Source organism: Halopseudomonas yangmingensis (assembly GCF_900114825.1).
GTDB lineage: Bacteria > Pseudomonadota > Gammaproteobacteria > Pseudomonadales > Pseudomonadaceae > Halopseudomonas > Halopseudomonas yangmingensis.
In genome coordinates this window covers 23,629-50,625 of the sequence record NZ_FOUI01000002.1, presented here as the reverse complement: position 1 = coordinate 50,625, position 26,997 = coordinate 23,629, and the positions used below count along the sequence as shown (strand labels likewise).

Genomic DNA, 26,997 nt, shown 5'->3' with positions numbered 1-26,997 from the left:
GGAGTCGAGCCATGCTGCCCGCCGTCTTTCCATTATTTGCCGGCCGTTCATCCGGCGCCAGTCTGATTGAAGCGCTGGTTGCCCTGCTGGTGCTGTGCCTCGGCGTACTGGGCGTGGCGGCCATGCAACTGACTGCACTGCGCCAGACCGAGGCCGCCGGCCATGCCGCGCAGGCAAGCCTGATCATGCTGGACGCCAGCGAGCGGGTTCGCGCCAATCCCCGGCAGCAGTCCGATTACCGCTTTGATATTTCCGGCCCTTGCCAGCACGCCACAGTGCATGGAGCGCGACTGCTCCAGGATCTGGCCGATCTAACCGAGGCTGTGACCTGCCGCCTTCCCCATGCCCGATTACGCGTGCAGGTGGATGATGGTTACCTGCAGTCAGACCTGAGCTGGTCTGCCCGGCGCCTGCATACCGATGAACCGGAGATGGAACTCCATGCCCGAACCTTGCTCTCTCCCTGACCCTTTTACCTGCCCTGCCAATCGCGGCTTCAGCCTGGTCGAACTGATGGTGGCCATGCTGCTCAGCGTGGGGCTGCTGATGGCCGCTGTGCAGTTGCTGCCGGGTGGCAGTCAGTCGCTGCGTCTGCAGCAGGAGTCGGCACGCATGCAGGAGGATGCGCGATTTGTCCTGCAGCGCCTGGCTGGCGAGTTACGCATGACAGCCAGTCCGGGCTGCCTGCACCTGCCCACGCTCCCGCAAAATCTTCGTGAGCAATTACTGCAACCCGTCAACCTGGACCCTGGGCCACCCTTGCGGCTGTCGCTGCTGACGCTGGCGGTAAACCAGGCCGGCCCGCTGCAAGGCAGCGCCGGTACTGCCGAGCATGCCGCGCGCTGGGTGGTGGTGACAGACTGTCGTGGCCAACAGCAGTGGCTGGATCAGCACAAGGGGGGTGGTCGTCTGGCGGTCGCGCCCGGGGACTGGGTAATGGCGCTGCGGCAACTGGAATATCGCTGGCAGGGGTCTGATTTGCAGGTGCGTATCAATGGCGCCGGAACGCCGGTCAGCCTGATTGAGGGGGTGGCAGATTTTGCCGTGGACTTTGGTGTTGTCGGCGCTGCCGGCGGCCATCCCGAATATCACCCGGCACTGGCGTCTACGGCCTTACCGCACAGCGTCCGTGTGCAATTGTCACTGCAGGCACCGCCCGGGCCCCAGCCGGGAGCCGCAGCCCAGCGGCATGTACTGGTAACCGCACTGCGCAATGCCGCCCAGGAGGCTGAACATGACACCCCGTGAGCGCGGCGCGGCACTGCTGATGACTTTGATGATGCTGTTGATGCTGGGGGCAGGCGGCAGTGTGGCGATGCATTCGGCCTTGTTGCAACAGCGTGCCGCAACCAATTTGCAACTGCAGCGACTGAGTCTGCTGGCCGCCGAACAGGCATTGATGCTGGCGAAACGGCAGGTGCACTCCGATGCGCCGGAGCCGATGGCGGACGGGCAACCGGCAACTGGCTTGTCAGCACAGTTGGCAAGCCTGGATGCCACCGATCTGTGGGCCTGGCTGCAGGATGCCGGTGACTGGCAGAGCCGTGTCGAGGGAACCCAGCGTATGGCCTGGCGGATCATCCCCGAGGGTGAAGCCATGATTGGCGGCGCAGGTGCCGACATCTACCGGCTGCAGGCGCTGGGCATCAGCGGCAACAGCCGCAGTCTGCTGGAGGTGCAGCATGCACGTATACGTCAATAAACTGATGCGATGGCAATTGTCGCTGTGTCTGTTGGCATCGACAGCCGTTCTGGCCCATCAGCCGGTTAGCCTGCTGCACGGCATGGCGGATGCCTGCGCAGGCATGCTGGAGACGGGCAGCCTGCCACTGCAGCCAGGCTTGCTTGCCGCCGACGCAGTGCAGTTGACAGTACAGAGCGACCCGTCGGCAGGACGAGGCCGGCTGACGGCTATTGCCTTGAACGATGAGGGTGGCATCGGCGGCGAGCTGTGGCACAGCAGCGATCTGCCGCCGCTGTCAGCCGACCAATTGCACCTGTGGCCGGTTCGCGCCTCGGGTGAGGATACCGGCAGGCCGATACCGGAGCTGCTTGACTGGCTGCGTGGTGAACCGCAAGCCGACTTGCCCGCGTTGTCCCGACCGGGTGTACTGGTTGGCCGAAGCCTGTTGCTGGTCCATCCAAAGATTCCGGCAAGCCTGCCTGGATCGCCGGATGACGCGGACTGGCAGCGCCAGCGTGAAAACTTTCCCGCGCTGGTGCTGGCTGGTGATGGGCATGGCTTGTTGTGGGCGTTCTCGGCGGGCAATCAGGGCGTGCTCACTGCCGGAGACGTCTGGCAGACCTTTCTGCCGGCCAGCCAGCAGGCACGTCTGATGGAAAGGGCACAGGCGGTCGTTACTCATCAGGCAATAGCGGGCATCGAGGGTGAGCTGATGCAGGTCGATCTGCCACTGGGTGGCATCTGGCATACGCTGGTGGTCGGCAGTGCTGGCGCCGGCGGCAAGGGGCTCTTTGTGTTACGGCTCTTTGATGCATCCCTCGGGGCACGACCGGCGCCACTCTGGGAAGGCCATCCGCAGCGTGAGGGCTGGGAGTCGGTCGGCCACATACACACAGCACCACGGATAGCCTGGCACGGCAGCCGGGCGCTGTTGATCACCGGCAACGGTTTTGGCAGTCGCGATGGTCAGGCCATGCTGATAATTGCCGACGCCGCCACGGGTGAGCTGATCCGGCAACTGCCGGTGGGGCGTGCCGGCGACAACGGTCTGGCTGCGCCGCAATTGCTGCTGGATGCGCAGGGTCAGCTGCAGGCGGCCTGGGCCGGCGATCTGCACGGCAACCTGTGGCGTTTCGAACTCGCCGGGGATAGCGCCCAATGGCATGTTGCCTTTGCCGGCCAGCCACTGTTTGCTGCCGGCAGGGAACAGCCGATAACCCAGGCGGCGCAAGTCTTGCCGCACCCGCATGGCGGGCATATGTTGCTGTTTGGTACCGGCCGCTGGCTGGAAGCGGCGGACTTTGACGACGCAACCCCGCAGTCGGTCTTCGGTATCTGGGACAAACCGGGTGAGGGGCCGTTGCAGCGCAGCCAGCTACAGCCGCAGGTGCTGAGTGACCAGGGTGGTGTGCGCCACATAGAACAGCAGCTGCTGGACTGGTCATCCCGGCGTGGCTGGCAATTGAACCTGCCGGTGGTTGGCGGACGCGCCGAGAAGCTGGTGCAGACCCCGCAGCTGCAGGGGCATCGACTGCTGCTGCAAACCCGGCAGATGGGCCTTGACGGGTGCAGCGGGCAGGACTGGGTCTGGTTGCTGGACGGCTGGAGTGGCGGGGTGTTGCCGGGCGTGTTGACTGCCGGCAGTGACTCGGCAGCCGCCTTGCTGCAAGCGACCGGAACGCCGGCCCATCACCGGCTGTTACCGGTGGCTGCGGGCACGCCGTTGGCGTCATCCACCCGGCCCTCGGGTCGCCTGCCTGCTTGCCAGCCGGCAACGCCGCTGTTGTTGCGACAGCTCGGCGGCCAGCAACTGCTGGAGTTGCCCGACAGTTGCCGCTGGCAGCGTTTGCAGTGGCGACAACTGTTATGAGGCAGGCCGGTTTCAGTCTGATCGAAATGCTGCTGGTGCTGGCTGTTATAGCGATTGTCTGCGCCATTGCCTGGCCCAGCTACGACGAGCACCTGCGGCGCGCACAACGGGCCGACATGCTTACCCGTTTGCAGGACAATGCCTGGTGGCTGGAGCAGGGCCGCCTGCGCCATGGCGAATACCGCCGCGAGGGGCTACAGGCGTTGCAGTTGGGTGTGCTGGACTCAGGCAGTTATCGCCTGAGCCTGGAAGTGGACCCCGCTGGCTACCGCCTGCTGGCCGAGCCGCAGGGTCGTATGCAGGGTGACCGCTGCGGCCCGTTCAGTCTGGATCACCTGGGGCAACGGCAGCCCGGATTGCCGGGCTGCTGGCTACATTAGTGCGATTGCTCAGTCGCAGCGCCCTGCGGCAGAACCAGATTCAGCAGGATAGCCACAACGCCACAGAGGCTGATGCCCTGCAGGGTGAAGTCGCCGCTGCCGACCACCATGCCACCGATGCCGAACACCAGGGTCACCGAAACGATGCACAGGTTGCGTGGTTGCGACAGGTCGATCTGGTGGCGGATCAGGGTGTTCATGCCGACCACCGCAATAGAGCCGAACAGCAGGCACAGGATGCCACCCATTACCGGTACCGGCATGCTCAGCAAAATCGCCCCGAACTTGCTGACAAAGGCCAGCACCATGGCAATCACGGCGGCCCAGATCATCACGTTGGGATTGAAATTGCGGGTCAGCATCACCGCGCCGGTGACTTCCGAATAGGTGGTGTTCGGCGGGCCGCCGAGCATGGCGGCTGCCGAGGTGGCCAGACCATCACCCAGCAGGGTGCGCTGCAGGCCGGGTTTGCGGATGTAATCCTTGCCGGTGACCGAGCCGATTGCCAGCACATCACCGATATGCTCGATGGCCGGGGCAATGGCGACCGGAATCATGAACAGGATGGCCGCCAGCTTGAATTCAGGTGTCACGAAGCCGGGCACCGATACCCAGCTGGCTTCGTTGACGCTGGAGAAATCCACCACACCAAGCAGCCAGGACAGCGTGTAGCCCACCAGAATGCCAGCCAGGATGGGGACCAGACGGAACAGACCCTTGGCGAACACGGCAACCACAATGGTGGTGATCAGTGACGCCATGGCAATCAGGATCGCCAGGTGATAGTCGATCAGTTGGGTGCTGCCGTCGCCGCTTTTGCCCATTGCCATGTTGACTGCCACCGAGGCCAGCCCCAGACCGATCACCATGATGACCGGGCCAACCACTACCGGCGGCAGCAGGCGCTGGATAAAGCCGGGGCCACGCAGGTGCACTGTGATGCTCAGCAGGATGTAGACCATGCCGGCGGCCAGCAGACCGCCAAGGGTGGCGGGTAGCCCCCAGGTCTGGTTGCTGTAGAGAATCGGTGCAATGAAGGCAAAACTGGAGGCGAGGAAGATCGGCACCTGGCGCTGGGTGGTGAACTGGAAAATCAGCGTGCCGATACCGGCAGTAAACAGCGCCACACTGGGGTCCATACCGGTAATCAGCGGCATCAGCACCAGTGCGCCGAAGGCGACAAACAGCATTTGCGAACCGGCCAGCGCGCCACGCCAGCCGCGGGTGTCGAGGTCCTGCATCAGTGGACGTCCTTCTGCTTGGTGCCGAAAATCTTGTCGCCGGCATCGCCAAGGCCGGGAATGATGTAACCGTGCTCATTCAGCCGCTGGTCCACCGAGGCGGTGATAATCTGTACATCCGGATGCGCCTGGTTGACCCGCTGGATACCCTCGGGCGCAGCGACCAGTACCAGTGCGCGAATTTCGCGGGCACCGGCTTTTTTCAGCATGTCGATAGTGGCAATCATGGAACCGCCGGTGGCCAGCATCGGATCAATGATCAGCGCCATACGCTGGTTCATCTCGCCGACCAGCTTCTCCAGATAGGTATCGGCTTCGAGGGTTTCCTCGTTGCGGGCCAGGCCGATCACGCTGACCTTGGCGCTTGGCACCAGACTCAGCACGCCATCGAGCATGCCCAGACCCGCTCGCAGGATAGGCACCACGGTAACTTTCTTGCCGGAGAGCTTTTCCACCTCGACCTTGCCGCACCAGCCGTCGATGCTGTGGGTTTCCACCGGCATGTCCTTGGTGGCTTCGTAGGTCAGAAGTGCAGCGACTTCCTGGGCCAGTTCGCGGAAGTTTTTGGTGCTGATGTCTGAACGACGCATCAGGCCGAGTTTGTGGCGGATAAGCGGATGACGGATTTCCTGGACATTCATGGTGGCGGCTCTCGTGCGGGCGGCAGACAAAACCGGCATAGGGTAAACCAGCAAAGGGGGTGCGGTCACCCGCCAGTTCGTCGGCAAAGCCGTGCAAAACTTGCTTTTGCGCGGCAGGATCAGTATTTTTCGCCCCTTTTTCCGCTGCCCCGGAGGCTCCGATGTCGATCGATCTGCAACATGTCCGCCAGGTAATGGATGAAGCCGATTGCCTGTTTACCCGTGAACAGGTCGAGGCAGCGATGGATCGCATGGCCGTTGAAATCAACCAGCAGTTGCGTGACAGCAACCCGATTGTCTACAGCGTGATGAACGGCGGCCTGATCATTGCCGGCCAGCTGCTGACCCGTCTGGATTTCCCAATGGAAGTTGGCTACCTGCATGCCACCCGCTATCGCAACAAGCTGTCCGGCGGCGAGCTGTTCTGGAAGGCGCGCGCCGAGCATTCGCTGGTCGGGCGAACCGTGCTGATCATCGACGATATTCTGGACGAGGGGCACACCCTGGCAGCCATCGTCGAATACTGCAGGGACGCCGGTGCCGAGCAGGTGCTGACGGCAGTACTGCTGGACAAGCAGCACGATCGTAAGGCCTACGCCGGCATGCGTGCCGATTTCACCGGGCTGGATGTGGAAGACCGCTACATCTTCGGCTTCGGCCTCGACTACAAGGGCTACTGGCGCAACGCCGCCGGCATCTTCGCCCTGAAAGGGCATTGAACTGGCGCTCCCAGTGGCCGTGCATACTCTGAAAGGCGCGCTCGACCGCGGACTGGTGTTTGGGATCGCCGACTTCAGTCGGCAAAGCAGCCCGCGGGGCTGCCGGGGTTAGTCTTTCTGCAGCGCCCGCTCAATCAGCCGCGCCGCCTGTTCCGGGCTGCGGCAGTAGTGGCGCTGGTTGAGTACGGCACCCAGCCCGGCGCGTTTCAGCTTCAGCCGCAGCTCACTGCGCACGCCAATCAGCCAGACCTGCACGCCGCGTTGCTGCAGGCCATGCAGGGCCTTCTCCAGCAGGATCAGCGCGGTCATGTCCATGCTCGGCACCGCGCGCATATCCAGCGCCAGATGGCGGATGCTCTCGTCATAACGCCCCAGCGCATCCAGCGCCTTGTCGGCGGCGGCAAAGAACAGCGGGCCTTCAATCCGGTACAGCGCCACGCTGTCCGGCAGTGCGGCCAGTTCCGCTGACTGCTGCAGCGGCAGCGAGCGACCACTGCTGAGCCCGGCCATGCGCCGGATAAACAGCGCCGAGGCCAGCAGCAGGCCAACCGCCACCGCCAGCACCATATCGAACAGCACCGTCAGCAGCAGACAGGTCAGCAGCACCACGACATCCGGGCGGGGGGCTACCTTGAGCATGCGTAGCAGGTGCGGTGCCTCGCTCATATTCCACGCCACCATCAGCAGCATGGCTGCCAGCGAGGCCATCGGCAGCCAGGCAAACAGCTCGGCCAGCAATACCACCGACAACAGCACCACACCGGCATGCACCACTGCGGCAATCGGGCTGCGGGCACCGCTGCGGATGCTGGCGGCGGTGCGGGCAATCGCCGCGGTGGCGGTAATCCCGCCAAAGAACGGCACTATCAGGTTACCCAGCCCCTGACCCACCAGTTCACCGTTGGGATCATGCCGGGTAGTGGTCATGCCATCGGCAATTACCGCACACAGCAGCGACTCGATGGCGCCCAGCATGGCCACCGCCAGCGCGGCCGGCAGCAGCTCACGCAGTAGCGCGAAGCTCAGCGGCAGCGGCTGGCCGTCGGCGCCGGGCAGCTGCCAGGGCAGCAGCCAGTGCGGCGCCAGCGGCGGGATACCGGCATGCTCGACACCGTCCAGCTGGTAGCTGAAGCGTGAGCCGAGGGTGGCGACCTCGATATCCAGCGTACCCAGTAGCAGCGCCACCAGAGTGCCAAACAGCAGCGCCACCAGATGCCCGGGAATGCGCCGGGTCAGGCGCGGCCAGAAAATCAGCGTGAATAACGTCAGCAGTCCGACCAGCGTATCGCCCAGCCGGATACCGGGCAGCGCCTGAAACAGCGCCGCGACGTGCTCGGTCATATGGCTGTGCCGGCCGACATCCTGCAGGCCGAGCAGATCACCGACCTGCAGCAGCGCTATGACAATACCGATGCCGGCGGTAAAGCCGAGCACCACCGGGTAGGGCACCAGCTGGATCAGGTTGCCGAGGCGTGCCATGCCCATAGCCATCAGGATCACCCCGGACATCAGGGTCACCAGCAGCAGCCCGCCAAGGCCGTACTGCTGGGTAATCGGCAGCAGAATCACCACAAAAGCGGCGGTAGGGCCGGAAATGTTGAAGCGTGAGCCGCCGCACAGGGCGATCAGCAGGCCGGCGACTATTGCCGTGTAGAGCCCGTGCTGGGGTGCCACGCCGACCGCGATGGCGAGTGCCATGGCCAGCGGGATGGCAATGATACCGACCGTCAGGCCGGCCAGCAGGTCACCGCGCAGGTCGTGCAGGCCATAACCGCCCTGTAGGCTGGCACGCAGGGCGGTGAACAGCGGCAGACTGAATCTGGCCATGGCAACTCCTAGGCTGGGAATGCAGATGGAGGATCGGCGTCAGTCAGAGTCTGTCGTGGAAGAGTTGTTTTGCGGCAGGCAGGTCCGCCGTGCGGATACCTGCAACTGGCTGGCGTAACCCCCGGGAGTGTACGCCCGCCGTCGGCCTGTGGCCAAGCCGCTGTCGCGCTGGTGGGCATTGCAGGGCACAGGTACAATCCGCACTTTTGCACCAGTGAGGGCGACACAGATGCGCAAGGACAAGAAAAAGGTGATTGGCGAGGAGATCAGTGACGAGCAGGTGGCCGTCTTTCTGCAGGCCCGCCCGGTCGACGATCAGCCGGTCGATCTGTTTATCCTGACCCGCGCCTACCGGGGGCTACGGGCTCACGATTTCGAACGCTTCCTGGCCATGTTCAAAGCTGCCGGGCACGACCTGAACCAGACGGACGCCCAGGGCCGCAGTTTCCTGCAGCAACTGCGCGAGCACAGCCTGGCCGAGGATTACATCGCGGCACTGGAAGCGGCTGGCGCGCGCTGAACCAGCCGCACGGGCGGGCTATTCGACGAAACGCAGGCGCTGGCCGGCAAAGGCTTTCCGATCCAGCGAGGGTCGCAGGCGTTGACCTCGACCCAGGCCAGACCGCGGGGCGCCTCGCAGAGTTGCCAGAGGCCCAGGCAGCGGCCCTGGTTGTCGAGCAGGGCAAAGTGGCGTTTTGGTGTGCGATTCCAGAGTGACTGCAACATGCTGGTGATCTCCCGGTCATTTCCGGCAGCAATAATCGCGGCAGGCTGTTGCGAAGGCGTGACAGCTACGTGAACTCTTGGCGTCTGGCAGGTCAAAGCCGACGATCAATTATCAATCAGGCATCAGAGAGGTGCATTTGCATGGGTATTCGCAAGGGGCTTATGGCCGCGCTGTTGATGGGCTCGGCGCTGCTGGTCGGTTGTGCCCACAGTCCGCAGCAACTGAATGTGCAGCCGCAGGTGCAGGTACCGCTGAATCCGGTGGCTTCCCGCCAGCCGGTGGTGGTGGTGGTACAGGACACCCGGCCGTCGAAGGTGCTGGGTACTCGGGGTGGGATTTATCCTGAGTCGAGCAATATCACCATCAGCGAACAGAGCATCGGACTGATTCGCCAGCAGGTAGAAGGCGCAGTGCGCCAGCTCGGCTTCAGCGTGGTGCCGGAGGGTACGCCGAACGCCAACCGGCTGACGGTCAGTCTGGCCGAGCTGCGTTACCAGTCGCCCAAGGATGGCGCCTATGTAACCCAGGCCGACATCAGTGCCGCCTTCGTCGCCGAGGCGCGCAGCAGCAGCCAGCAGTATCAGGGGCGTTACGGGGCATCGGCCCAGCACCGTTTCGGCTATGCACCGAATCAGGCAACCAACACCCGTCTGGTTACCGAAGTAATGAACGATGCGCTGACGCGGGTATTCAAGGATCCAGCCATCGTACAGATACTGCAGCGCTGAGGGTCAGCCTTCGCGGTGATGCCGTGCCAGACGCTCCAGGGCGGCCCGCAATTGCGGGTCGCTGATCTGCTCGGCGGTCTCCTGCAGGCTGTCGGCGGCTGTGGCAGAGTGCCGCATCACCGGCCCGGGTGGTTGTTTTCTGATCAGTGGCGGTTGTACCTTGCACTGGATTTTGTTTAAGGTGCCGAACTCCGTAAAGGCCTGCAGGTCACGAATCAGGCGCTTTTGCTGATAGCGAAGGCGGGTTGCCCAGTGACTGTCGGTGACCACCAGCCGCAATACGCCATCGCGCAGCGAGGCAACCCGGCAGTGTTCGCGGGCAGCCGGCTCCAGACGCGTTTCCAGTAGCGTCTGCAGGCGCTGCAACTGGCGCGCCTGACTGACCAGCGACTTCAGCGTTCTGCCATTTAGCAGCAGATCGGCGGGACGTCGTGCGTCCAGCGGAGTGAAGGACATCGGAGACCTCAAGACGCTGCCGGTGAACAAACCACCGGCCCAGAGCGCAGTGTACACGGACAGATCGACAGGGCGAACAGCCGCCACGACCGATCCTCCAGGGGGAATTGCTTGAACGTAATCATACTTACCGCAGCGCACGGTGCTGCGCGCAGCATCACGCTGGGCCGAACGGCGCTGTTCGCGCTGCTGGCACTGGTGGTCAGCCTGCCGTTACTTGGCGCTGTGCTGGTCTGGCTGATGCTGGATGGCAGCAGTGCCGCCCTGCAGCAGCAGGGTGCCTACCAGGCTGCGCTGGAACAGACCGCCAGCAAGCGCCAGTTGCAGGAAAGCCAGCAACAGGTTGAATACATGGCGCGCCAACTGGCCAGACTGCAGGCCCGCATGGCGCGACTGGATGCCCTTGGCGAGCGCCTGACCGAGCTCACCGGCATGGATGATGGCGAGTTTGACTTTATCAATGAGCCGGCAGTTGGTGGCCCCGGTGACGATGCCGCCATGGCACCCGAGCTGCCGGATATCGAGCAGTTGCTGGATGGCCTGACCCTGCGTATCGACAGTCGCCTTGAGCAGATGCGGGTTCTTGAGCAGTTGCTGGTGACCCAGCAGATCGACAGCAATACCACGCTGGACTACCTGCCCGTACCCGCGGGTTTGCGCTCATCCGGCTTTGGTCGGCGTGTCGATCCGTTCAACGGTCGCATCAGCATGCATACCGGTCTGGACTTTTCCGCGCCCCGTGGCACACCCATTCACTCCGTAGGTGATGGTGTGGTCAGCTTTGCCGGATATCACCGTGCTTACGGCAACATGCTGGAAATCACCCATGCCGGGGGCTACACCAGCATTTACGCCCACGCCCACACGCTTGAAGTGGAAAAAGGCGATCTGGTGGAAAAAGGCCAGCAGATCGCGACCGTGGGCTCAACCGGACGCTCAACCGGGCCACATCTGCACCTTGAAATCCGCCGCAACGGCATGGCGGTCAATCCGGCACGCTATCTGGCTTCCAACTGAGCTGCCGGTTGATCCGGCAGCGTGGTTTATTGCCGCGTCAAAATCAGAGTAGAATGCCCGCTTTGCGTGATTCATGTCCGGTCGGGATGACCGCCGCCGCCCCCCAGTCAACGGATACCTGAAGCATTATGTTTGCGCCACTGATCAAGAAACTGTTTGGAAGCAAGAACGAACGCGAACTCAAGCGCATGAGCAAGATCGTCAGCGCGATCAGCTCCCATGAAGAGGCAATGGTGGCCCTCAGCGACGACCAGTTACGCGAAGCCATGTTCAAGCTGCGCGAGCGGGTTCAGGGGGGCGAAACGCTGGATGCAGTGTTGCCGGAATGCTTTGCCATAGTGCGCGAGGCCGGCAAGCGGGTCATGGGTATGCGCCACTTCGATGCGCAGATGATCGGCGGCATCACCCTGCACGAAGGCAAGATTGCCGAAATGAAGACCGGCGAAGGCAAGACCCTGGTAGCGACCCTGCCGGTGTGCCTGAATGCGCTGTCCGGCAAGGGCGTGCATGTGGTCACAGTGAACGACTACCTGGCCCGCCGCGACGCCAACTGGATGCGCCCGCTGTACGAATTCCTCGGCCTCAGCGTTGGCGTGGTGGTGCCGATGCAGGACCCGACGGAAAAGCGTGAGGCCTATCGCTGCGACATTACCTACGGCACCAACAACGAATTCGGTTTCGACTACCTGCGCGACAACATGGCGTTCAGCCTGGAAGAGAAGTTCCAGCGCGAGCAGAACTTTGCCGTGGTCGACGAAGTCGACTCCATCCTGATCGACGAGGCGCGTACCCCGCTGATCATCTCCGGTCCGGCCGAAGACAGCTCGCAGCTGTATATCGCCATGAACAAGCTGATCCCCGGCCTGACCCGTGGCGAGCCGGCGGAAGAAGGGCAGAGCGAAGCCACCGGGCATTACGTGATCGACGAAAAGGCCCGTCAGGTCGAGTTGACCGAAGAGGGCCACAAGCATATCGAACAACTGCTGGTGCGCGAGGGGCTGCTCAAGGACGGTGATAGCCTGTATGCCGCGCAGAACCTGAACCTGCTGCATCACGTGCACTCTGCATTGCGCGCCCACACCCTGTTCCACCGCAATGTTGAATACATTGTGCAGAATAACCAGGTGGTGCTGGTTGACGAGCACACCGGTCGTACCATGCCGGGCCGTCGACTGTCCGAAGGCCTGCACCAGGCCATCGAGGCCAAGGAAGGTCTGAATATCCAGGCCGAGAGCCAGACACTGGCATCCACCACATTCCAGAACTACTTCCGCCTGTACAACAAACTGTCGGGCATGACAGGCACCGCCGATACCGAAGCCTTCGAGTTCCGCCAGATCTACGGTCTGGACGTGGTGGTGATTCCCACCAACAAACCGATGGCGCGCAAGGACCACAACGACCTGGTATTCCTCACCATCGAGGAAAAGTTTGCTGCCATCGTTACCGATATCAAGGACTGCATGGCCAGTGGCCGACCGGTGCTGGTGGGGACTGCCACCATCGAATCCTCCGAAGCGGTATCGGCGTTGCTGAAAAAGGAAGGTATTGAACACAAGGTACTGAACGCCAAGTTCCACGAAAAGGAAGCGGAAATCGTGGCCCAGGCCGGCCGGCCCGGTGCAGTCACCATCGCCACCAACATGGCTGGCCGTGGTACCGACATCATCCTGGGCGGTAACTGGGAAGCCGAAGTGGCAGCACTGGAAAACCCCACCCAGGAGCAGATTGCCCGGGTCAAGGCTGACTGGAAACAACGTCACCAGCAGGTGCTGGAAGCCGGCGGCCTGCACATCATTGCCTGCGAGCGCCATGAATCACGGCGTATCGACAACCAGCTGCGTGGCCGTGCCGGCCGCCAGGGTGACCCAGGCTCCAGCCGCTTCTACCTGTCGCTGGAAGACAACCTGATGCGCATCTTTGCCTCTGACCGGGTGAAGAGCTTTATGAAGGCACTGGGTATGGAGAAGGGGGAAGCCATCGAACACCGCATGGTTACCAACGCCATTGAAAAAGCCCAGCGCAAGGTCGAAGGCCGCAACTTCGATATCCGCAAGCAACTGCTTGAATATGACGATGTGGCCAATGAACAGCGCAAGGTGGTGTATGGCCAGCGCAATGCCATTCTTGCCGCAGATAACGTGGAAGACAGCATCCAGGGTCTGCGCGAGGATGTGGTCGCCGCCGCCATCAGCCAGTACATTCCGCCGCAAAGCCTGCCCGAACAATGGGATGTGGCCGGGCTGGAGCAGCACCTGACCAGCGAACTGGCCCTGCACCTGCCGTTGCAGCAGTGGCTGGATGAAGACGACAGTCTGCACGAAGAAGGTCTGCGTCAGCGTATTCTGGCTGAGCTGATCAAGGAATATCAGGCCAAGGAAGAGCTGGCCGGCGCCGATAATCTGCGGATGTTCGAAAAGCAGATGCTGTTGCGGGTGCTGGATGACCGCTGGAAGGAACAACTGGCGACCATGGATCACCTGCGTCAGGGCATCCACCTGCGCGGTTACGCGCAGAAGAACCCGAAACAGGAATACAAGCGCGAAGCCCTTGGACTGTTCGAGGAAATGCTCGACTCGATCAAGCATGACACCATTCGTATCCTCAGCCACGTCAAGGTGCGCCAGGAGGATCCAGCCGAGGAAGAGGCACGCATGCGCCGTCAGGCCGAGGAAATGGCCCGTCGGATGCAGTTCAAGCACGAAGATGCCAGCGCCATGACGCAGCCCGAGCCGGAAGCCGCCGAAGCCGCCCCGGCCCCCAGCGCTCCGGTCACCCGCGACGGCCCCAAGGTCGGTCGTAATGACCCCTGCCCCTGCGGCTCGGGCAAGAAATACAAACACTGTCACGGGCAGATCTGATACCACCCCAATTCCAGGAGTCATCCCATGCCCGTTGGTCTCGGCCCTTTGCCTGTTCTGCATCCGGTTCGCGGTTTTCGTCTCGGTATTGCCTCGGCCGGCATCAAGCGCGCCGGGCGCAAGGACGTGGTAGTGATGCAGGCCGCGCCGGGTTCGGTCATTGCCGGGGTGTTTACCCGCAACGCCTTCTGCGCCGCACCGGTAACCCTGTGCCGTCAGCGCCTGGCGCATGCGCCGCAATACCTGCTGGTGAACACCGGCAATGCCAACGCCGGCACCGGCAAGCCGGGCATGCAGGCAGCGCTGCGCACCTGCGAGGCGCTGGCGGAGCTGACCGGCGTGCAGGCGGAGCAGGTGCTGCCATTCAGCACCGGAGTGATTGGCGAAATCCTGCCAGCCGACAAGATCATTGCAGTACTGCCGCAGGCGCTGGCTGACCTGGATGAAAACCACTGGGCTGTCGCCGCCGAAGGCATCATGACCACCGACACCCTGCCCAAGGGCTGTAGCCGGCAGGTCAGCATCGGCGGTGCCCAGGTTACGGTCACCGGTATTTCCAAGGGTGCCGGCATGATCCGCCCGAACATGGCGACCATGCTTGGCTATGTCGCCACCGACGCCAAGATCGCCCAGCCGCTGCTGCAGCAGATGCTGCGCACCGCCGCTGACCTGTCGTTCAACCGCATCACCATCGACGGTGATACCAGTACCAACGACTCCTGCATGCTGATCGCCACCGGTCAGGCCGATATGCTGGAAATCACCGAGCACGACAGTGCCGAATACCGGCAGCTGGCCGAGGCGGTGAATACGGTAATGCTGGAGCTGGCACAGGCGATTGTGCGTGACGGCGAAGGGGCCACCAAGTTCGTCACCATCCGCGTCAACGGTGGCGCCACGCAGGGCGAATGCCTCGACGTGGCGTATGCCGTGGCCCACTCACCGCTGATCAAGACCGCGCTGTTCGCCTCCGATCCCAACTGGGGACGCATTCTGGCAGCAGTCGGCTACGCCGGTGTCGAAAATCTGGATGTCGAGAAGATCGACGTCTACCTGGACGACGTCTGTATCACCCGCCATGGCGGACGTGCCGAGGAATACACCGAAGAGCAGGGCGCGCGGGTCATGGCGCAGGCGGAAATCAGCATCCGTATTGAACTCAATCGTGGCCGTGTCAGTGAAACCCTGTGGACCACCGACCTGTCCCATGAGTATGTGCGGATCAATGCCGAGTATCGGACCTGAAGTCTTTCAGCTGCCGGCGCAGCGCGGATCACCAGCGGGCAGTCGCTCGCTGCGTACCCGCCCACTGCGGTTGATCACCAGGCTGCGCCCGGCCACTGCCTCCTTCGCCGGGCACAACAGCAGGGTGCCGGCCTGAAAGGCGCCACTGAAGGTTTGTGATTCACCCAGGCCGTTGTAGCGTACATAGCCGGCCACCGAGCTGTTCCCGGTGATGTGCACCGGCTGCGCTGACTGGCTGCGCAGCAGCAGGTCACCACTGCCAAACCGACCGTCTCCATCCCTGTCCACAAACACCCGCCAGCCATCCTGCCAGCCACCTGCAGCTCCAACGGTGACCGCACGGTTATCCGCCAGCGCCTGCTGCCTGGCAAAGGCCAGATCACCCTGCAGCAGCGTACTGCTGACATCCAGCCGCCGCTGCTCGATCTGACGGTCCAGTGACGGCAAACCTATGCCAAGTGCAAGGCCGAGTATGGCCAGAGCTACCAGCAGTTCTATCAGCGTAAAACCGTTGTTGGTTGAAGTTTCCATACGGTGCAGCTCCCTGTTAAGTCGGCTGGTCCGTACCTGAATCAGCGGACCGAAGCTGCTACTAGTTTAGATGCAAATTCTGAAGATAAAGAAAAGGGGCCAGAAATTGGCCCCTTGTTTGCTGAACGAACTACACCTTACCAGCAGTAATTAGCATCTTTTGTCCCACTGTTGCCCTTGGTGCCGTTAGCAGTCAGCGTCAGATTGCCGCATTTTGGATCACTGAAAGCCGGTGTGGCGGTTAAGCTGTAACCACCGTCATCCGCAACTTTGGCTACAGTGAGGTTATAGTGTTCAACCTTCTGCAGGTTAAGTTGGCTCAATGTGGCGTTAGTGGTCACGTAACTACCGTTCTGAGCATAGAATCTTTCCTGTCTTGCGGCAGCATCCACCAGCAGTGTCTTCCCCTCGGCTCGCTTGCCGTCCCTGACATATTCGGCGTACGAAGGATAAGCGATGCTTGCAATTATCCCGATAATAGCCACCACAATCATGATTTCGATCAGGGTGAAACCGTTGTATCTACAGAATGGTTTCATCGGTTACTCCTCGCCGGGGGCAGGTAATTGTTGCCAACTGGTGCGGCCCTGATCGGATGGAGGTACCTCGAAACTTATACAGAGGCCAGTGTTGTCACAGATCAAACCATCTCTAGTCAGTGGTACACCGCCAGGTACTGAAACATCCAGTGCTGAAGGGGGAGTTTCACCGGGCAGATAGTCATCCTCAGTTATTTTCCCATCGCGATTTACATCAAATGTAGCCCTTGGAAGGCGTCCACCTGTATTGGCGTTGATTGCATACAACATGCTGTTAAGGCCATCAGCGCAGGGATCTTGATTTGGTGTAATAGTGCTGAAGAGAAGAACACCACCCCTCGCGAGCATATCATTGATCAGCATCTCGCCCTCCAGAACACCGCTGACAGCTAGATCAAGATACCAGCCCCGCCGATTTACTCTGGATTCGTTGTTTTCCTGTGCAGCAGTAGTGCCAGCTGTATACCAGTTGATACTGTTATCACTTAAAGTTCTTACAGTTTGTGTGGTTCCTGCTACGGACATACTTGTTTGCTGTGTGATGGTTTGTTGTTCCATATTGGCGAGCGTAGCAGATGCCAGGGCCGCACTTGTGTTCTCTCCGCGAGTGTGTCGGTCCCAGATGCCGTAGACAGTATTGGGTTTGCTTGTGTCTGGTGCGGCGTCAGATGTTTCAAAGTATTTGCCTGTGCCTACTATCACCAGATAGCCGCGCCCTGTTGGGTGTCTTACCAACGATGGTAGCCCTGTGATGGGTTGTGGTTGGCCGGCGGCACTTGCCTTGAACAAGGGATTACCACCAAAAGACACCTTGAAAGAGGAAGGTGATATGCCAGTTTGCACTGTCCTGGAAAAGGGGTCAGGCTGAGCTGCTATCGATGTCCCGGTGTTAACCAGGTCAAAGCGCCATACATTGCCTTTAAGATCACCCGCATAGGCGTAATCGACAATACCGTCACTGTTATTGTCAGCGCCGCGAACGCTTGATAATCCGTTGTCGCCGGAGGAGCCATTATCCACTTCCAGACGGCTCAATCGTGTACCTGTAGCTACATCTATCACATAGAGGACTGCTTTGCCGTCAGTGCTGTCATAGCCATTTCCAAGTAATACGCCCCACTGGCCTGAATGCAAGCGGGCAATTTCAGGCCGGGCAAAACTGTAACCGAGATCAGCATAGTCTGTGTCCGTGTTGCTGATTTCCCAAAGTAGTTTTACACCTGCCCCATTGACGCCTGGGTCTGTGATGTCAAGGGCAAATACAGAGCGACCACCGGCACGCAATGTACCAATAAGTACTGTTCGCCATGCGCCATCAAAATAGACGTCGCGAACTACCGGAGTGCCATCGACGTAGAATTGGTGACCTCCACCAACAAAGCTTTTACCAGAAAGTTTGGGAAGTTTCGGCAGTACTTCACTTGGAATAAAGGCAAAGGCTTCTGACCCGTCACTGAGGTTGAATGCATGTAGCATACCATCGTTGGCGCCTACATATACCAGTTCAGGCCTGGTGACTGTTGCGTCCATATACTGGAGATAGTCGCCGCTGGAGCCGTCAATCCTATCCATCAAGAATGGGACATTTTCCGCGCGACCTACAACAACGGGACTTGAATTGATGATATCACCCAGTACAGTGGTGCCTCGCTCACGGAAGCTTGTGTTTGAAGTGCCTTCTAGGGCGCGGCTGCCACGTACAAAGTTGACGCGATCCTGTCCCTTGCCATCATTTACAGTTCCCAACCCATCTGGGTTGATGTTGAAAGGCGCCCGTTGAGCGGTATTCAAGTTGCTCCAATTGAACTCTTTCAATCCGCTTGCACTGGTGCCGGCCATTAATATGGTGCGCCCGGCGTCACTGGTTAGTTGACTTGCTGCATTCCATACCTGTGTTGAAATAATACTTCCGTCGGTCAAGCGTGATACATCTCGTCTGATAAGGTCGCCTGACCAGCCAGACTGACTGTCATATTTGGCTTCGAGAATCCTGTTCTGAATAGTGGCTGTAGATAGGTCAAGGCCAGGGTCAAGGGATACCGAGGATGACACCCCCGGCTTGCTGGCAACTGAGCTACGCTCTGCAATCCTGCCGATGATGTCCTTGAAGGATTGTACGAGTGATTCAGGGCTGTCAGCACTGTAAAACTCGCCGCGGGAGTTTATCGCAGCGTGCCAAAGATCATAGACGTTATTTTCACTGTTTGCAGAGGGCACGGGCCAATCGTTAGTTCCGTTGGCAAGATTCTGGTATCCCGTGCCCTCGAAAGTGCCGCCAGCCCACTCAATCCCCGGTTGTTGCATCGAGTTGGTCAGCGCAAGACCAACCATGAAGTTCACCATATGCTGCCAGTCAGCGGGATTATTTCGCGGGTCCCAATATTCATTGGTCTTGTTCGCAGACGGAAAGGGAGTGAATGGTTTCAAATCATTGTCGATTGTCGGGCGCAGATCGGTTGCCCAATAGTGCATGGCAAGATCAGCAAGTGTATTGCTTGCAGCGCCATAGTAAGGGTTTCTGCTGCCGCTGTATGATGTCCCGTCGGGCAGGGTAAAGGACCGTGCATCATGCCGGAAGGTTCCGGATGGATTGCCGTCTGCACCGTTCCACATGCCGTCGGTCATCATAATGTGATAGCTGGGGCGGCAGGCGAGTACCGGATTGGTAACGGTGGTGCCGCCAATAGGGTTTGGGTTGTACGCCCAGGCTGTTGAATTGTCCTGTAAAAACTTGCCTGCACGATCCAGCGCGGCACGCAGTGGGGTGCTTTGGTCAAAATTCAGGTTGTTCATCCACTCGAAGAAATTATATTTGTGCTGACCGCTATAGGCTCTGAAACGGTTTGTGTTACAGCCACTACTGTTGAGCGTGGTGCAGTTACCTAGACTCTGCCAGGTGAATCGAATGGATGGTGGCAACTCATTGAAAGCCAGATTCGCAGCACTCAGGGTTGCCAGAGCACGGTTCCGATAAAAAGAGTACCAGATAGCAAAGTTTTGCCGCTCGTCACGACCTGCCACGCCTGAGTTGCTGCTTACACGCACCAACGTATAGCAGTTGTCGTTATCCGGATTTGCTCGGCAGGCGGCTGTGTCGTTCAGGCGGTAGTAGTATGCCGGTACCCCACGTCCTGTAAGGTCTACGGTCATCGTACTCCCACTCCGGGAGCAGTTTACGCCGCCTATTGATCCACCGTCAGGGAATGTTGCCGTTGCAGTACAGCCGCTACTGGTTCTGGAAATGTTGAATATCATGCCACCAGTTGTAGTTATTGTAGGGCAGGCACCATCGTTGTTTCTTGAGCATTGGGCCCTAAAGTCGCTCTCAGGGTTCCTGGCTAAATTAAAAATTGTGCCAGTAGGTGATGCATAACCAGTAGAACTATCATAAGTATAGCTTTGGGCAACGTTGATGTTATCATTCCACGAGACTCGGTAGTCTGACGATAGGTTTCTTACACCAAGATCATTGAATCCATTATGTTTGGCTGCGGTAAAATTTGTCGTGTAGCCTGTGCTGTCTACTGTCCCGTCGCTTTTGATTTTTACAGGTAGAAGATAATCAATTGCCGGATTGTAATACATCGGGTTGTATGAGGAAGATTTGCTCCTTCTTGCGTTTCTTATGCTGTTGTTGTTTGTACCCATTGAGTCTGGCACAAATGCCCAGCGCATGCTGCCTGAATCGTCAAGGGTAAGAATCAGGTTGGGTGGCACCGAGTCTACCAGCATAAGTGGTTGCTGACTGACATCCAATGAGGCGTAGGCGGTTGCCCCCTGCAGGCACATACCAAAGGCCAGGCTGCTTAAAATGGTTTGTTTAAAGAAGTTTTTAATACTCATGGCGTTTGTCCTGATCATTAGTAGTAGATGCGTACTACGGTCGAGCGCAGACGTACTTCATTTGTTCCGTCGGAGGCTCGTGCATTGATTTCATGCCTGACAGGCCCAATACTGGCAGCCGCTGCGCCATATTCAGGTACCTCAGACGCTGCATCGCTGGCGCCTCCAAAATATGGAATGGCGTACCATTCAATGATTTCAGTAAAGCTGGTGTTGGAGTTGTCCGGTGAATAAGATTTCGCCTCAGTAAAATCCTGCGCGAAAATGGGGTTTTTATCGATTACGCAAACATCGTCAAATTTAAGGCTGGCGGGGCATTCTTTTTTTGCATCAGGGCGTGATATAGCCGCAACTTTGTCGCTGTAACGCGTTAAGGGAATGATCGGATACTGCCCAGGGGCTTCAACAGCCAGTTTTCCGGCAATACGGTATTCGCCATCCCTAAGGCCGGCCTCAGCCGCATGAAAGCGATCTTTCTGACCGATCAAGTTGCCGGTTATTCGTGCATCCAGAGCGACTTCGCGCATACTGGTGACGGCCAGGCCAGTCAGAATCACAAGAAAAACCAGACCGAGCAGAAGGGCAGCCCCCCGTTGCTTCTTATGGCTTGCCTGTTGTCTGATTATGCTGAGGTTGTTTTTCATCGTGATAGATTCCTCAGGTTGATTGTGCTTTCAGTCATAAGATAGAGGGCGCGATCAGGGGCTTCTACGCCATCTACACCATTACGAACCTTATGCCAGGTTGCATAGGCTGAGCTTGTGGTGGAGTCAGTTAAATTGCTGGAACGACTTCTGAGAAGTGCGGCATATCGGATCGACTGAATATTATCGCTGGCAGTAGGGGTAAGCTTGAACTCATCAGACTCTCTAGATTCATTGTTGCTGATGCCGAACTCCAACTGAAATTCCGCAAGATCAGCTGTTATTGGTATACCGTTGCATTGAATCTGGTTGTTGATAACTTCAATCCTGACAATAACTTCCGGTACGCTGCTTCCAGTCGAGTAAGGTTCGCTGGGGCCTGTTTGTACAACACCGTCACAGGCCAGTGTGCTGGGTAAATGCGGCTGGTAACGTAGGCACAGGCGATTGCTAGTGCCGTCAAATGTTATAGTTTGTCCGCGAGCAAAGACACAGCTACCTGAGGTGACTGGTCGAAAGCTCTGGTCAAAGGGTATGTCAGGGCTGATTCTGTATCCTGTTCTTCTTATTTCTTCTTCAAAAACCAGCAAGGTATATCGTGCATTTTCATTGTTGTCCGACTGCCCCTGCTGAAATAGGTAATTGTTCCTGTTGTCGATAAATACTTGAGTAATCGCTAGTATTAGAATGGTGCCGATTAACAGGCTGATAAGCAGTTCAATTAGTGTAAGGCCTTGCTGCGTTTTTACCGTGGAATTCATATTTGTGTCCTCACACGATAGGTGCAGATGCCTGTATCTGTAACGCTACTAAGCATGCATTCTTCACCGGTGCCACGCCAAGCGATTTGAATTTCTACAGCGGAGCCAGCACCACAGATGCCGTCTGATGTGCTCAGGCAGGCATAAAACTGAGATGCGATATCTGCGGTGGATGCGCCTGGTAGCAACTGGCGAGCACGGTCACCCCAGCATTGAATCTGCTGATTAACTACGTCAGTGCCAGAAATTTCAGTGCAACTACCGGCTCCGTTGGTAGGAAGGCCGGTAAACAAGGGGGCAGTGGCAGTCATTCTGGTAGGCTGAGAACGCAAGATTTCAACCATTTCATTGGCAAGCATCATCGCTTGGGTTCGGTTGAGTGTGTCGGTGCTGTACTGGATAGCACGTCCCTGCATGGCCATCATTCCCAACAAGCCTATCGATATGATGATGATGGTTACCATTAATTCCAGCAGGGTAAAGCCTTTGCATTTGTTCATTTCAGCAGCCCCCCAGGTTGTTGCCATTTTCATCCTTGCCCCGTGGGTGCAGCGTTGTCCTGCCACTTGCAAGAACACTGATTACGAATCCACGGCTTGCCTCTGACTCGCTGCATACGGTGGCCCGGAATGCACCAGTCAGACTGGTTCCATTGGTACGGAATGTCACTTTGGCTGCACTCGGATTGAGTTTTACTCCACCAGTATTTAATGTTGCCGTGCGTAACACTACAGTTCCGGACATCACATCCAGTTTGCCTGAGGCCGCATCAATCACCACATCGGTAGACCTGCGATTGGTGGCTGCATGGCTCCTGGCATATTGCAACAGGGCATTGAATTCTTCGGCTTGTGCCTGTACTGCATTATCTTTGGTCATTGAACTCAGATTTGGAACTGCAATGGTCACTATGATGGCTATTATGGCGATCAGGATCATCAGTTCCAGCAGCGTGACACCTGCTTGGTGGCCGTGTTTCATGAAGGGCTCCGGCGATTTCTGGTTCGTACAAAATAGCCAAGCAGGCGCGGTGAGACAGCTTTCTCTGGACAGAAGGTAAAACTGGAGTGACAGGTGGCTTGGAAGCCCTCAACGCCTTTCCAGCAACACCCCTGATTCCATATGGTGGGTATAGGGGAACTGGTCAAACAGTGCGCAGCGGCTGATGCGGTGGGTGCTGTGCAGTTCGGCCAGATTGGCTGCCAGGGTTTCCGGGTTGCAGGAGATGTACAGGATGCGCGGGTAACCGCGCACCAGTTCGAGGGTGGCCGGGTCAAGGCCGGCGCGCGGCGGGTCAACAAAGACTGTGCCGAACTCGAAACCGCTCAGGTCGATACCCTGAAGGCGACGGAATTCGCGTACGCCGGTCAGTGCCTGGGTAACTTCCTCGCTGGCCAGGCGCACCAGGGTGACGTTATCCACGGCGTTCATCGCCAGGTTGGCCTGCGCCGACTGTACCGAGCGTTTTGCCAGTTCGGTGGCCAGCACCCGGCGAAAACGGGTAGACAGCGGCAGGGTGAAGTTGCCGTTGCCACAGTAGAGTTCCAGCAGATCCTGTTGCGGGTTGTCGCCCACTACATCCAGTGCCCAGCCGAGCATTTTGCGGTTGACCTCGCCATTGGGCTGGGTAAAGCCACCCTCAACCTGCTGGTAATGCCAGTCGCGTCCGTCTACCTGCAGGGTTTCGGTGATATGGTCGTCGCCCAGTACGCGCTTGCGGCCACGGCTGCGGCCGATCAGGCGGATATCCAGTTGCGCGGCCAGCTGGCTGGCGGCGGCATCCCATTGCTCGTCAATCGGCCGGTGATAGCACAGGGTGACCAGGGCCTGGCCGGACAGGGTGGTGAGAAACTCGACCTGGAACAGCTTTCTGCCCAGTTGCGGGTCGGCCTTGCAGGCCGCCAGCAACGGGCCCATCAGTGCATTGATGCGCTGGCTGGCGATCGGCAGCTGGTCTATCAGTACCGGGTTGCGCTTGTCGCCCTGCTCGAACATGGCGTAGTGCGGCACACCCTGTTCGTACCACAGGCGAAATTCGGCGCGCAGGCGAAAGTGTTCGCGTGGCGAATCGAACACCTCGGGTGCCGGTGCGCCAAAGGGAGCCAGCAGCTCGATCAGGCGCTGGCGTTTGGCATCCAGTTGCGCCTGATACTGCTCGGGTGCAAAGGCCAGGCCCATTAGCTGAACAGCGCCAGCTTGATGACGAACAGGCCGGCCAGTACCCACAGACTGGGGTTCAGGTCAGCGGCACGGCCGGCCAGCAGTTTGATCACTGTCCAGCTGATAAAGCCCAGCGCAATACCGTTGGCAATCGAGAAGGTCAGTGGCATCGCCAGTGCGGTAACGACCACAGGCGCGGCCACTGTCAGGTCATCCCAGTCCACCTGCACCAGGCCGCTGGTCATCAGCACGGCAACGAACAACAGCGCCGGCGCCGTGGCAAAGGCCGGTACGGTGCCAGCCAGCGGCGAGAAGAACAGGCACAGCAGGAACAGGCCGGCGACCACGCAGGCAGTCAGGCCGGTGCGTCCGCCAGCAGCGGTGCCGGCAGCGGATTCGACATAGCTGGTGGTGGTCGAGGTGCCCAGTGCGGCGCCGGCCATGGTGGCGGTGGAGTCGGCCAGCAGGGCGCGGCCAAGGCGTGGCAGCTTGCCGTCCTTGTCGACCAGGTCGGCCTTCTGGGCAACACCGATCAGGGTGCCGGAGGTATCGAACAGGTCAACGAACAGGAAAGCGAAGATCACGCTGATCATGCCGATTTCCAGTGCGCCGCGCAGCTCCAGTTGCATAAAGGTCGGTGCCAGGCTCGGCGGTGCCGCGACCACGCCGGTGAACTGGGTCAGACCGGCCACCAGGCTGATCAGGGTGATCACCAGAATGCCGATCATCACCGCGCCGGTAACGCGGCGGTAGGCCAGGGCTACGATAATGGCAAAGCCCAGTGCAGCCAGCAGCGGTGCCGGCTGGGTGACGTCGCCCAGGGTGACCAGGGTCGCCGGATGATCAACCACCAGGCCGGCATTCTTCAGTGCGATCAACGCCAGAAACAGGCCGATACCGGCGGCAATTGCCGAACGCAGCGCCATCGGGATGCTGTTGATGATCCACTCGCGGATCTTGAAGATGCTCAGCAGGAAGAACAGGAAGCCCGAGAGAAATACCGCGCCCAGCGCCACTTCCCAGCTGTAGCCCATGGAACCGACCACGGTGTAGCTGAAGAAGGCGTTCAGGCCCATGCCCGGCGCCAGGGCGATCGGGTAGTTGGCCCACAGGCCCATGATCAGTGAACCAATGGCAGCGGCCAGGCAGGTGGCGACAAAGGCAGCGCCCGGGTCGATGCCGGCATCACTCATCATCATCGGGTTGACGAAGATGATATAGGCCATGGTCAGGAAGGTGGTGAGGCCGGCAATGACTTCGGTGCGGACAGTGGTGCCGTGGGCCTTGAGTTGGAACAGCTTTTCCAGCATGACGGATTCTCGTGCAGGTGGGCGGGAAAAGCCGGGCATTTTACCTGAAAAGCCGTGCGTGTAGTGAATTTGCCGGATGACTGTGTCAGGCTGTAGCGCCAATTTTATACGGAGACCCGAGATGACCCAGTCCTTTGACAATGACGCGCTGCGCGTCAGCTATGGCATCGGCCGCCAGATGGGCGACCAGCTGTCCAACAGCAACATCCCCGATCTGGATCTGGATGCGGTGGCCAGTGGTCTGAAAGATGCCTTTGCCGGCCGCCCGAGTCAGGTTGATGAGCAGGCGCTGCAGGCAGCTTTCCAGCAGTTGCAGGCAAGAATGCAGGAGGCGGCCGAGCAGGAAGCACAGGCGGCACGTCAGGCCGGTGTTGACTTTCTTGCCGAGAATGCCCGTCGTGACGGTGTAGTGACGCTGGCGTCCGGTCTGCAGTACGAAGTGATCAGTGCCGGAACAGGCGCTACGCCGGGCGCATCCTCTACAGTGCAGACGCATTATGAGGGCACCCTGATCAATGGCGAAGTGTTCGACAGCTCCTACCGTCGTGGCCAGCCAGCCGAATTCCCGGTGGGCGGAGTGATTGCCGGTTGGACCGAAGCACTGCAACTGATGCAGGAAGGGGCCAAGTGGCGGCTGTTCATTCCGTCCGAGCTGGCCTACGGCGCTCGTGCTGCCGGCTCCATTCCGCCGCACAGCACGCTGGTGTTTGATATCGAGTTGTTGAAGGTAATGTGACAAGGCAGCCAGCTGGGGCTGCGAGCAGGTAGTTGAAAGCTCGCAGCGTCAGTGGGTGCGGTCTATGGCGAAGCGCGCCAGTTGTTGCAAGGCGTCGCGGGCTTCGGAGGCGGGCAGGCAGTCGAGCAGTCTGACCGCTTCGTCCACTTCGGTACGCGCCAGTTGCAGGGTGTAATCGAGCGCGCCGCACTCGCGTACGGCGTGCTGGATCAGTCCGATATCGTCCAGGCCGCCTTTCTGGATGGCCTGGCGAACCAGTTGCGCCTGTTCGGCAGTGCCTTCGCGCATGGTGTAGATCAGTGGCAGGGTCGGCTTGCCTTCAGCCAGGTCGTCGCCGACATTCTTGCCCATGGTTGCTGCATCGCCGGTGTAATCCAGGACGTCATCAATCAGCTGGAAGGCGATCCCGAGGGCGTTGCCATACTGGCGCAGCGCCTCGGTCTGTTCGGCGTCAGCACCAGCCAGTACTGCAGCGCTGTGGCTGGAGGCCTCGAACAGCATCGCGGTCTTGCTGCGGATGACATTCATATAGGTCGCTTCGTCGGTGCTGGCATCGCGCACCTTGGTCAGCTGCAGTACCTCGCCTTCGGCAATCACCGTAGTGGCGTGGGCAAGGATGCGCATGATGTCCATGTCGCCCAGGTCAACCATCATCTGGAACGAGCGGGAATACAGGAAGTCGCCGACCAGCACGCTGGGGGCATTGCCCCACAGGGCATTGGCGGTGGAACGGCCGCGGCGCAGGTCGGAGGTGTCGACCACGTCGTCGTGCAGCAGGGTTGAGGTGTGCAGGAACTCGATGATCGCTGCCAGCAGGTGCTGACGCGGATCATGCATGCCGCAGGCACGGCTGGCCAGCAGCACCACCAGCGGACGCAGGCGCTTGCCGCCGGCGCTGATAATGTAGTTGCCGATTTTTTCCACCAGCGGGATGCGCGAGTGCAGCTGGTCCATGATCAGCTGGTTGACGGACTCGAAGTCATCCTTCACGGCAGTATAAAAAGGCAGGGTAGTCATTGGCCGCACACTTTCACTAAGATTGCCGGCATGCTATGGGCCGGGTCTGCCGGTGTCAAG

General features: G+C 59.6%; 27 protein-coding genes. 12 read left to right on the top strand and 15 right to left on the bottom strand.

Going from position 1 to position 26,997, the window contains the following annotated elements:
* Positions 1 to 11: 11 nt before the first annotated feature.
* Genes pilV (BMZ23_RS02500) through BMZ23_RS02480 form a run of 5 tightly spaced genes read left to right on the top strand, consistent with a single transcriptional unit; the run spans position 12 to position 3,934 of the window.
* The gene (pilV, locus tag BMZ23_RS02500) at positions 12 to 467 is read left to right on the top strand and encodes a type IV pilus modification protein PilV (protein ID WP_093472289.1); all 456 of its coding nucleotides are present in this window, start codon (positions 12 to 14) and stop codon (positions 465 to 467) included.
* Positions 442 to 1,248: a PilW family protein gene (locus BMZ23_RS02495; protein ID WP_177197204.1), complete on the top strand. Its 807-nt coding sequence runs from the start codon at positions 442 to 444 to the stop codon at positions 1,246 to 1,248. Before pilV (BMZ23_RS02500) ends, BMZ23_RS02495 begins: the two co-directional genes overlap by 26 nt.
* The gene (locus BMZ23_RS02490; protein WP_093472285.1) at positions 1,235 to 1,702 is read left to right on the top strand and encodes a hypothetical protein; all 468 of its coding nucleotides are present in this window, start codon (positions 1,235 to 1,237) and stop codon (positions 1,700 to 1,702) included. The genes BMZ23_RS02495 and BMZ23_RS02490 overlap by 14 nt, the downstream gene beginning before the upstream one ends.
* Entirely contained in the window at positions 1,683 to 3,554 is a 1,872-nt protein-coding gene (locus tag BMZ23_RS02485) for a pilus assembly protein (RefSeq protein WP_093472282.1), read from the top strand. The genes BMZ23_RS02490 and BMZ23_RS02485 overlap by 20 nt, the downstream gene beginning before the upstream one ends.
* On the top strand, positions 3,551 to 3,934 hold the full coding sequence (locus BMZ23_RS02480) for a type IV pilin protein (protein WP_093472280.1): 384 nt from the start codon (positions 3,551 to 3,553) through the stop codon (positions 3,932 to 3,934). Before BMZ23_RS02485 ends, BMZ23_RS02480 begins: the two co-directional genes overlap by 4 nt.
* Here BMZ23_RS02480 and BMZ23_RS02475 read toward each other — a convergent pair.
* Together BMZ23_RS02475 and upp are read right to left on the bottom strand one after the other, a co-directional pair.
* Positions 3,931 to 5,175, bottom strand: a complete 1,245-nt coding sequence (locus tag BMZ23_RS02475; RefSeq protein WP_093472277.1) for a uracil-xanthine permease family protein — start codon at positions 5,173 to 5,175, stop codon at positions 3,931 to 3,933. The two genes, BMZ23_RS02480 and BMZ23_RS02475, sit on opposite strands and share 4 nt — an antisense overlap.
* On the bottom strand, positions 5,175 to 5,816 hold the full coding sequence (gene upp / locus BMZ23_RS02470; protein WP_093472274.1) for a uracil phosphoribosyltransferase: 642 nt from the start codon (positions 5,814 to 5,816) through the stop codon (positions 5,175 to 5,177). The genes BMZ23_RS02475 and upp overlap by 1 nt, the downstream gene beginning before the upstream one ends.
* 161 nt (positions 5,817 to 5,977) lie before the next feature.
* Between upp and BMZ23_RS02465 the strand changes: the two genes are divergently transcribed.
* Positions 5,978 to 6,535, top strand: coding sequence for a hypoxanthine-guanine phosphoribosyltransferase (locus tag BMZ23_RS02465; RefSeq protein ID WP_093472271.1), 558 nt, complete (start codon positions 5,978 to 5,980; stop codon positions 6,533 to 6,535).
* A gap of 108 nt (positions 6,536 to 6,643) precedes the next feature.
* Here the strand turns inward: BMZ23_RS02465 and dauA are convergent, their stop codons facing one another.
* The gene (dauA, locus tag BMZ23_RS02460; RefSeq protein WP_093472268.1) at positions 6,644 to 8,362 is read right to left on the bottom strand and encodes a C4-dicarboxylic acid transporter DauA; all 1,719 of its coding nucleotides are present in this window, start codon (positions 8,360 to 8,362) and stop codon (positions 6,644 to 6,646) included.
* Between the two features lie 229 nt (positions 8,363 to 8,591).
* Between dauA and BMZ23_RS02455 the strand changes: the two genes are divergently transcribed.
* Positions 8,592 to 8,882 (top strand): PA4642 family protein, encoded by a 291-nt coding sequence (locus tag BMZ23_RS02455; protein WP_093472266.1) that lies wholly within the window; start codon positions 8,592 to 8,594, stop codon positions 8,880 to 8,882.
* Here BMZ23_RS02455 and BMZ23_RS02450 read toward each other — a convergent pair.
* Positions 8,846 to 9,088 carry a hypothetical protein gene (locus tag BMZ23_RS02450; protein ID WP_093472263.1) on the bottom strand — a complete coding sequence of 81 codons (243 nt, stop codon included), beginning with the start codon at positions 9,086 to 9,088 and terminating at the stop codon, positions 8,846 to 8,848. The genes BMZ23_RS02455 and BMZ23_RS02450 overlap by 37 nt on opposite strands.
* Before the next feature lie 141 nt (positions 9,089 to 9,229).
* Between BMZ23_RS02450 and BMZ23_RS02445 the strand changes: the two genes are divergently transcribed.
* Entirely contained in the window at positions 9,230 to 9,817 is a 588-nt protein-coding gene (locus BMZ23_RS02445) for a YajG family lipoprotein (protein ID WP_093472260.1), read from the top strand.
* Between the two features lie 3 nt (positions 9,818 to 9,820).
* Here BMZ23_RS02445 and BMZ23_RS02440 read toward each other — a convergent pair whose 3' ends face one another.
* Positions 9,821 to 10,273 (bottom strand): DUF721 domain-containing protein, encoded by a 453-nt coding sequence (locus tag BMZ23_RS02440; protein ID WP_093472257.1) that lies wholly within the window; start codon positions 10,271 to 10,273, stop codon positions 9,821 to 9,823.
* A gap of 111 nt (positions 10,274 to 10,384) precedes the next feature.
* Here BMZ23_RS02440 and BMZ23_RS02435 point away from each other — a divergent pair, with 111 nt between their 5' ends.
* From BMZ23_RS02435 to argJ, 3 genes are all read left to right on the top strand, one after another.
* A complete protein-coding gene (locus tag BMZ23_RS02435) occupies positions 10,385 to 11,290 on the top strand; it encodes a M23 family metallopeptidase (RefSeq protein ID WP_093472254.1) in 906 nt (301 codons plus the stop codon).
* A gap of 128 nt (positions 11,291 to 11,418) precedes the next feature.
* On the top strand, positions 11,419 to 14,151 hold the full coding sequence (secA, locus tag BMZ23_RS02430; RefSeq protein WP_093472252.1) for a preprotein translocase subunit SecA: 2,733 nt from the start codon (positions 11,419 to 11,421) through the stop codon (positions 14,149 to 14,151).
* Positions 14,152 to 14,178: 27 nt separating this feature from the next.
* Positions 14,179 to 15,396: a bifunctional glutamate N-acetyltransferase/amino-acid acetyltransferase ArgJ gene (argJ, locus tag BMZ23_RS02425; RefSeq protein ID WP_093472249.1), complete on the top strand. Its 1,218-nt coding sequence runs from the start codon at positions 14,179 to 14,181 to the stop codon at positions 15,394 to 15,396.
* Positions 15,397 to 15,402: 6 nt separating this feature from the next.
* On the opposite strand, the gene BMZ23_RS02420 is transcribed toward argJ, so the two are convergent.
* The 9 genes from BMZ23_RS02420 to BMZ23_RS02380 form a co-directional block, all read right to left on the bottom strand.
* Positions 15,403 to 15,927, bottom strand: coding sequence for a GspH/FimT family pseudopilin (locus BMZ23_RS02420; RefSeq protein WP_093473096.1), 525 nt, complete (start codon positions 15,925 to 15,927; stop codon positions 15,403 to 15,405).
* A 137-nt stretch (positions 15,928 to 16,064) separates the two neighbouring features.
* Complete coding sequence (locus BMZ23_RS02415; RefSeq protein WP_093472246.1) at positions 16,065 to 16,466, bottom strand: type IV pilin protein; 402 nt, start codon at positions 16,464 to 16,466, stop codon at positions 16,065 to 16,067.
* A 3-nt stretch (positions 16,467 to 16,469) separates the two neighbouring features.
* Complete coding sequence (locus BMZ23_RS02410; protein ID WP_177197203.1) at positions 16,470 to 20,309, bottom strand: pilus assembly protein; 3,840 nt, start codon at positions 20,307 to 20,309, stop codon at positions 16,470 to 16,472.
* Positions 20,310 to 20,326: 17 nt separating this feature from the next.
* Complete coding sequence (locus BMZ23_RS02405; RefSeq protein ID WP_093472240.1) at positions 20,327 to 20,953, bottom strand: pilus assembly PilX family protein; 627 nt, start codon at positions 20,951 to 20,953, stop codon at positions 20,327 to 20,329.
* On the bottom strand, positions 20,950 to 21,714 hold the full coding sequence (locus BMZ23_RS02400; RefSeq protein WP_093472237.1) for a PilW family protein: 765 nt from the start codon (positions 21,712 to 21,714) through the stop codon (positions 20,950 to 20,952). The genes BMZ23_RS02405 and BMZ23_RS02400 overlap by 4 nt, the downstream gene beginning before the upstream one ends.
* On the bottom strand, positions 21,711 to 22,247 hold the full coding sequence (gene pilV / locus BMZ23_RS02395; protein ID WP_093472234.1) for a type IV pilus modification protein PilV: 537 nt from the start codon (positions 22,245 to 22,247) through the stop codon (positions 21,711 to 21,713). The genes BMZ23_RS02400 and pilV (BMZ23_RS02395) overlap by 4 nt, the downstream gene beginning before the upstream one ends.
* Positions 22,216 to 22,695 carry a GspH/FimT family pseudopilin gene (locus BMZ23_RS02390; RefSeq protein ID WP_093472232.1) on the bottom strand — a complete coding sequence of 160 codons (480 nt, stop codon included), beginning with the start codon at positions 22,693 to 22,695 and terminating at the stop codon, positions 22,216 to 22,218. Before BMZ23_RS02390 ends, pilV (BMZ23_RS02395) begins: the two co-directional genes overlap by 32 nt.
* 108 nt (positions 22,696 to 22,803) lie before the next feature.
* On the bottom strand, positions 22,804 to 23,892 hold the full coding sequence (gene trmA / locus BMZ23_RS02385; protein WP_093472230.1) for a tRNA (uridine(54)-C5)-methyltransferase TrmA: 1,089 nt from the start codon (positions 23,890 to 23,892) through the stop codon (positions 22,804 to 22,806).
* Positions 23,892 to 25,184, bottom strand: a complete 1,293-nt coding sequence (locus BMZ23_RS02380) for an NCS2 family permease (RefSeq protein WP_093472227.1) — start codon at positions 25,182 to 25,184, stop codon at positions 23,892 to 23,894. Before BMZ23_RS02380 ends, trmA begins: the two co-directional genes overlap by 1 nt.
* 121 nt (positions 25,185 to 25,305) lie before the next feature.
* Between BMZ23_RS02380 and bamJ the strand changes: the two genes are divergently transcribed.
* Positions 25,306 to 25,920 carry a BamJ family beta-barrel-assembly machinery protein gene (gene bamJ, locus BMZ23_RS02375; RefSeq protein WP_093472224.1) on the top strand — a complete coding sequence of 205 codons (615 nt, stop codon included), beginning with the start codon at positions 25,306 to 25,308 and terminating at the stop codon, positions 25,918 to 25,920.
* Positions 25,921 to 25,968: 48 nt separating this feature from the next.
* Here bamJ and BMZ23_RS02370 read toward each other — a convergent pair whose 3' ends face one another.
* Positions 25,969 to 26,937 (bottom strand): polyprenyl synthetase family protein, encoded by a 969-nt coding sequence (locus BMZ23_RS02370; RefSeq protein ID WP_093472220.1) that lies wholly within the window; start codon positions 26,935 to 26,937, stop codon positions 25,969 to 25,971.
* Positions 26,938 to 26,997: the final 60 nt, after the last annotated feature.

Bases quoted from the DNA above. Each gene is read 5' to 3' on its own strand.
- pilV (WP_093472289.1), top strand. From the start codon at position 12: ATGCTGCCCGCCGTCTTTCCATTATTTGCCGGCCGTTCATCCGGCGCC.
- BMZ23_RS02495 (WP_177197204.1), top strand. From the start codon at position 442: ATGCCCGAACCTTGCTCTCTCCCTGACCCTTTTACCTGCCCTGCCAAT.
- BMZ23_RS02490 (WP_093472285.1), top strand. From the start codon at position 1,235: ATGACACCCCGTGAGCGCGGCGCGGCACTGCTGATGACTTTGATGATG.
- BMZ23_RS02485 (WP_093472282.1), top strand. From the start codon at position 1,683: ATGCACGTATACGTCAATAAACTGATGCGATGGCAATTGTCGCTGTGT.
- BMZ23_RS02480 (WP_093472280.1), top strand. From the start codon at position 3,551: ATGAGGCAGGCCGGTTTCAGTCTGATCGAAATGCTGCTGGTGCTGGCT.
- BMZ23_RS02475 (WP_093472277.1), bottom strand. From the start codon at position 5,175: ATGCAGGACCTCGACACCCGCGGCTGGCGTGGCGCGCTGGCCGGTTCG.
- upp (WP_093472274.1), bottom strand. From the start codon at position 5,816: ATGAATGTCCAGGAAATCCGTCATCCGCTTATCCGCCACAAACTCGGC.
- BMZ23_RS02465 (WP_093472271.1), top strand. From the start codon at position 5,978: ATGTCGATCGATCTGCAACATGTCCGCCAGGTAATGGATGAAGCCGAT.
- dauA (WP_093472268.1), bottom strand. From the start codon at position 8,362: ATGGCCAGATTCAGTCTGCCGCTGTTCACCGCCCTGCGTGCCAGCCTA.
- BMZ23_RS02455 (WP_093472266.1), top strand. From the start codon at position 8,592: ATGCGCAAGGACAAGAAAAAGGTGATTGGCGAGGAGATCAGTGACGAG.
- BMZ23_RS02450 (WP_093472263.1), bottom strand. From the start codon at position 9,088: ATGTTGCAGTCACTCTGGAATCGCACACCAAAACGCCACTTTGCCCTG.
- BMZ23_RS02445 (WP_093472260.1), top strand. From the start codon at position 9,230: ATGGGTATTCGCAAGGGGCTTATGGCCGCGCTGTTGATGGGCTCGGCG.
- BMZ23_RS02440 (WP_093472257.1), bottom strand. From the start codon at position 10,273: ATGTCCTTCACTCCGCTGGACGCACGACGTCCCGCCGATCTGCTGCTA.
- secA (WP_093472252.1), top strand. From the start codon at position 11,419: ATGTTTGCGCCACTGATCAAGAAACTGTTTGGAAGCAAGAACGAACGC.
- argJ (WP_093472249.1), top strand. From the start codon at position 14,179: ATGCCCGTTGGTCTCGGCCCTTTGCCTGTTCTGCATCCGGTTCGCGGT.
- BMZ23_RS02420 (WP_093473096.1), bottom strand. From the start codon at position 15,927: ATGGAAACTTCAACCAACAACGGTTTTACGCTGATAGAACTGCTGGTA.
- BMZ23_RS02415 (WP_093472246.1), bottom strand. From the start codon at position 16,466: ATGAAACCATTCTGTAGATACAACGGTTTCACCCTGATCGAAATCATG.
- BMZ23_RS02410 (WP_177197203.1), bottom strand. From the start codon at position 20,309: ATGAGTATTAAAAACTTCTTTAAACAAACCATTTTAAGCAGCCTGGCC.
- BMZ23_RS02405 (WP_093472240.1), bottom strand. From the start codon at position 20,953: ATGAAAAACAACCTCAGCATAATCAGACAACAGGCAAGCCATAAGAAG.
- BMZ23_RS02400 (WP_093472237.1), bottom strand. From the start codon at position 21,714: ATGAATTCCACGGTAAAAACGCAGCAAGGCCTTACACTAATTGAACTG.
- pilV (WP_093472234.1), bottom strand. From the start codon at position 22,247: ATGAAAATGGCAACAACCTGGGGGGCTGCTGAAATGAACAAATGCAAA.
- BMZ23_RS02390 (WP_093472232.1), bottom strand. From the start codon at position 22,695: ATGAAACACGGCCACCAAGCAGGTGTCACGCTGCTGGAACTGATGATC.
- trmA (WP_093472230.1), bottom strand. From the start codon at position 23,892: ATGGGCCTGGCCTTTGCACCCGAGCAGTATCAGGCGCAACTGGATGCC.
- BMZ23_RS02380 (WP_093472227.1), bottom strand. From the start codon at position 25,184: ATGCTGGAAAAGCTGTTCCAACTCAAGGCCCACGGCACCACTGTCCGC.
- bamJ (WP_093472224.1), top strand. From the start codon at position 25,306: ATGACCCAGTCCTTTGACAATGACGCGCTGCGCGTCAGCTATGGCATC.
- BMZ23_RS02370 (WP_093472220.1), bottom strand. From the start codon at position 26,937: ATGACTACCCTGCCTTTTTATACTGCCGTGAAGGATGACTTCGAGTCC.